The organism is Rhizobacter sp. P2_H2 (genome assembly GCF_056403375.1).
In genome coordinates, this window is the sequence record NZ_JBFUFP010000408.1 from 1 (window position 1) to 4,497 (window position 4,497).

Genomic DNA, 4,497 nt, shown 5'->3' on the forward strand with positions numbered 1-4,497 from the left:
GTGAATGCCTGCTCGACGCCGGCGTGTCGCAGGTGATCACGCTCGGGCGCATGCCGCCCGCCGTCGCGCACGCGAAGCTGACGAACCTCGCGCACGCCGACCTGCACGACCTGGCGCCGATCGAAGACAGCCTGCGCGGCATCGACGCCTGCTTCTTCTGCCTCGGCGTCTCGTCGCTCGGCATGAGCGAGGCCGACTACCGCCGCGTGACGCTGGACCTCACGCTCGCCATCGCCGGCACGCTGGCGCGCACCAGCCCGCAACTGTGCTTCGTCTACGTCTCCGGTGCCGGCACCGACAGCAGCGAGCGGGGGGGCATCGATGTGGGCCCGCGTGAAGGGCCGCACCGAGAACGAACTGATGCGCCTGCCGTTCCGCGCGGTATGGGGGTTCCGGCCCGGGGCGATCCAGCCGCTGCATGGCGCGCGCTCGAAGACCGGCTGGATCCACGCGTTCTACGTGGTGCTCGGCCCGCTGCTGAGCGGCCTGCGCCGGTTGTTCCCGGACCGGCTGCTGACCACCGAGAGCATCGGCCGCGCGATGCTGGCTGCGGCCCAGGGCGGGGATGTCCGCCAGGTGGCCGAGGCGCCGGCGATCCATGCACTGAGCCAGGGGCGTGTCGATGGGCGCTGAACGCCGCAAGCCGATCTGGCGCCGGGTTGCCTGGGGTGGCGCGTGTGCCGCCGCGCTGGCGGCGCTGGTGTTGTCCAGCGCCTGTTCCAGCTTCGGCCAGTGGAGCCGCAGCCCGCAGGAGCAGGCGCAGGTCCAGGCCTCGCCGCAATGGCACGACGGCCAGTTCAACAACCCGCAGCCGATGTGGAGCGACATGAAGCGCGCGCTGTGGCGGGCGTTCGATTCGGAACCCGGCCAGTCGCCCGCCGGCCCGGTGCCGGTGCTGCGCAGCCAGGGCGAGGCGTTCGCCGTCGCGCCGGCCAGCGGYCTGCGCGTGACCTGGTTCGGTCACTCGTCGACGCTGCTCGAAGTCGATGGGCAGCGCGTGCTGCTCGACCCGATCTGGAGCGAGCGGCCCTCGCCGGTGACCTGGGCCGGCCCGAAGCGCTGGTTCGCGCCGCCGATCCTGCTCGACAAGCTGCCGGCGATCGATGCGGTGCTCGTCTCGCACGATCACTACGACCACCTCGACCGCGCGACCGTGATGGCGCTGCAGGCGCGTGGCGCACGCTTCATCGTGCCGCTCGGGATCGGCGGGCACCTGCGCGGCTGGGGCGTGCCGAACGATCGCATCGTCGAGCTGGACTGGTGGCAGTCGACCGCGGTCGGCACGCTGCAGGTCACGGCGACACCGGCGCGCCATGCCTCGGGCCGCATCAACCCGCAGGCCGACCACACGCTGTGGAGCGGCTTCGCGCTGGTTGGGCCGCAGCACCGCGTCTGGTACTCCGGCGACACCGGCCTGTTCGACGAGATGAACGACATCGGCGCGCGCCTCGGCCCGTTCGACCTGACGCTGATCGAGTCGGGCCAGTACGACGCCGACTGGCCCGACTGGCATCTCGGGCCGGAGCAGGCGGTGCTGGCGCATCAGCGCGTGCGGGGGCAGCTGATGATGCCGGTGCACTGGGGTCTGTTCGCGCTGGCCCACCACGGCTGGACCGAGCCGGTCGAGCGCGTGCTGGCCGCGGCGGCGTGCCAGCACGTCAGCGTGCTGACGCCGCAGCCGGGGCAGAGTGTCGAGCCGCAGCAGCAGGCCTCGGCCTCGCGGTGGTGGCCGGCGCAGCCGTGGCACACGGCGGCCGAGCGGCCGGTGATCGCGACGAAGCGGGGCGATGCGGCGCAGCGCGTCGAATTGCCGCGCTGCTCGTAGCGCGCCTCACAGGCCGCGCACGGCCGCGGCCAGCGCGCGCATCGCCGGATCGATCTGCGCCGCCTCGATCAGCCCGTAGCCGAACAGCAGGCCGTTGAGCGACAGCGGCGGCCGCGTGCTCGCCGAGAGCGTGGCCAGCCGCACGCCGGCCTGCGCCGCGGGCGGCAGCCAGCGCTCGGCCGGCGTCGCGCCGTGCAGGGCGGCACACAGGTGCAGGCCGGCCAGCGAGGGCAGCGGCTGCAGCCGCTCGCCGAAATGCAGCCGCAGCGCCTCGAGCAAGGCCTGCTGCCGCCCGGCATAGACGCCGCGCATCCGGCGCACGTGGCGCGCCAGGTGGCCTTCGGCGATGAAGTCGGCCAGCGCCGCCTGGTTGATCGCCGGGACATGCCAGTTGCTCGCCAGCCGCGTGGCCACCAGCGCCGGCACCGCCCAGTGCGGCGCGACGACGAAGCCGACGCGCAATGCCATGAACATGCTCTTCGCGAAGGTGCCGACGTAGAAGACGCGCCGGCCGCGATCGAGCGTCTGCAGCGCGTCGAGCGGCCGGCCGCCGAGGCGGAATTCGCCGTCGTAGTCGTCCTCGATCACCAGCGCGTCGGCCTGCTGGGCATGCGCGAGCAACGCGGCCCGGCGCGCCGCCGACAGCGTCACGCCCAGCGGCGACTGGTGCGACGGCGACACGCTGATCAGGTCGATGCGGTCCGGCAGGCGGTCCACGCAGAGGCCGTGCTCGTCCACCGGCACGTCGTGCAGGCGGGCGCCGGCCTGCGCGAACGCGACACCGAGCGGCGGGTAGCCCGGGTTCTCCAGCGCGATCGTCGTGCGGCCGGGCGCCACCAGGCAGCGGGCCAGCAGGTCGAAGGCCTGTTGCGCACCGGCGGTGACGACCACCGCATCGGCATCGCAGGCCACCGCCCGCGCGTGCGACACGTGCCGCGCGATGGCTTCGCGAAGGCGCGGGTCGCCTTGCGGATCGCTGCCGGCGCCGCTGGCGCGCGACGCGGCGCGCAGCGCACGGGCAGTGAGGCGCCGCCAGACGTCGAACGGGAACTGGCGCTGGTCGGGGTAGCCGATGCGGAAGTCGAAGCGCAGCGGGGGCGACGGGCGTGCGGGTGCGCTGTCGCGCCAGGGCGCCGCCAGCTTGTGGGCCAGCGACGCGCCTGCGGCGTCGCCCGCCGGGCCGCCGTGGCGCGCCGAGACGTAGGTGCCGGAGCCGTGCCGGCCTTCGACATAGCCTTCGGCGAGCAGCAGGTCGTAGGCGGCCAGCGCGGTGCTGCGCGACACGCCGGCCAGCCCGGCGAGCTCGCGCGTGGCGGGCAGGCGGGCGCCCGCTGCGAGGCGGCCGTCGACGATGGCGGCGCGCAGCTGGTGGTGCAGTGCCTGCTGCACGTTGCCCGAGCCGCGCGCAGGCAGCTCGAGGCGCAGGTCGAAAAGTGGCTTGCTCATCCTGGCAGAAAGTGGATCTGGAAACGAACCACATTGAACGGCATCCTGAGGCCATCGACAAGACCCTGGAGCCCACGATGAACCACCCGATCTGTGCCACCTGCGGCACCCAGTTCGCGCTGTCGGCCGTGCCGCCGCAGCGCTGCCCCGTGTGCGAGGACGAGCGCCAGTACGTCGGCTGGAAGGGCCAGCGCTGGACGACACGGGCCGAGCTGGCCGCTTCTCACAAGCTGCGCATCGAGGACGACCAGGGCGTGCTCGGCATCGGCCTGGCGCCGGGCTTCGCGATCGACCAGCGTGCGATGTTCCTGCCCACCGACGCCGGCAACATCCTGTGGGAGAGCCTGAGCCTGGTGACGGACGAGGCGGTGCGGGCGCTGCGCGAGCGCGGCGGCGTCGACCTGATCGCGATCTCGCACCCGCACTTCTACGCGGCGATGGTCGACTGGAGCGACGCGCTGGGCGGCGTGCCGATCCTGCTGCACGAGGCGGACCGCGAATGGGTGCTGCGGCCGGCGCCGCAGATCCGCTTCTGGGGCGGTGATGAGCTGCGCCTGTCCGACGGCGTCACGCTGCTGCGCTGCGGCGGGCACTTCGCCGGCAGCACCGCGTTGCACTGGCGGGACGGGCCGCGGCCCGGCGGCGCGCTGTTCCCCGGTGACGCGCTGCAGGTGGTGCAGGACCGCCGGCACGTGTCGTTCATGTACAGCTACCCGAACCTGATCCCGATGGCGCCTGCTGCGGTGTCGCGCCTGCGGCAGCTGCTGCAGGGGCGACGCTTCGACGATGTCTTCGGCTACACCTGGGGGCGCAACATCATCGGTGACGGGGCGTCCGCGGTGGACGAATCGTTCGATCGATACCTGCGCGCGATCGGTGTCGAGCGCGATGAGATCTCGTCAGGAAAAAAAGTTGTTGACGGGTCAGTAAAGACTCTTTACAGTCCGCCTCCTCGATTGATCGATCGAACCGAACTTCTTCAAGGACCTGCCTCGTGAACAAGCTGCTGACTTCCGTTGCCAAGCGCGCCCTGCCGGGCGTGATCGGGCTGGCGTGTCGCACACAGCTTGATCGACATGAGGATCGGGTTCATCCGGGAGAAGGAGGCGCATAGGCGGCGCCCCTTCCAAGCTCTGTTCGCAGAGGCCCGGATCTGATGAGGATCCGGGCCTTTTCTCTTTTCGATATCRGACAGGTCGCGTCGAATCCCGCACGCGATACCAGAT

General features: G+C 71.9%; 5 protein-coding genes. 3 read left to right on the forward strand and 2 right to left on the reverse strand.

Annotation, left to right across the window (positions count from 1 at the left end; translation table 11 throughout):
* On the reverse strand, positions 1 to 347 hold a 347-nt coding region (locus AC1D15_RS19120; RefSeq protein ID WP_477827224.1), incomplete at its 3' end, for a hypothetical protein.
* Here AC1D15_RS19120 and AC1D15_RS19125 point away from each other — a divergent pair.
* Entirely contained in the window at positions 334 to 633 is a 300-nt protein-coding gene (locus tag AC1D15_RS19125; RefSeq protein ID WP_477827225.1) for a hypothetical protein, read from the forward strand. The genes AC1D15_RS19120 and AC1D15_RS19125 overlap by 14 nt on opposite strands.
* Positions 623 to 1,825: an MBL fold metallo-hydrolase gene (locus tag AC1D15_RS19130; protein ID WP_477827226.1), complete on the forward strand. Its 1,203-nt coding sequence runs from the start codon at positions 623 to 625 to the stop codon at positions 1,823 to 1,825. Before AC1D15_RS19125 ends, AC1D15_RS19130 begins: the two co-directional genes overlap by 11 nt.
* Positions 1,826 to 1,831: 6 nt before the next feature.
* Here AC1D15_RS19130 and pdxR read toward each other — a convergent pair whose 3' ends face one another.
* Positions 1,832 to 3,271: a MocR-like pyridoxine biosynthesis transcription factor PdxR gene (gene pdxR, locus AC1D15_RS19135; RefSeq protein WP_477827227.1), complete on the reverse strand. Its 1,440-nt coding sequence runs from the start codon at positions 3,269 to 3,271 to the stop codon at positions 1,832 to 1,834.
* A gap of 77 nt (positions 3,272 to 3,348) precedes the next feature.
* Between pdxR and AC1D15_RS19140 the strand changes: the two genes are divergently transcribed.
* Complete coding sequence (locus AC1D15_RS19140) at positions 3,349 to 4,269, forward strand: MBL fold metallo-hydrolase (protein WP_477827228.1); 921 nt, start codon at positions 3,349 to 3,351, stop codon at positions 4,267 to 4,269.
* Positions 4,270 to 4,497 lie beyond the last annotated feature (228 nt).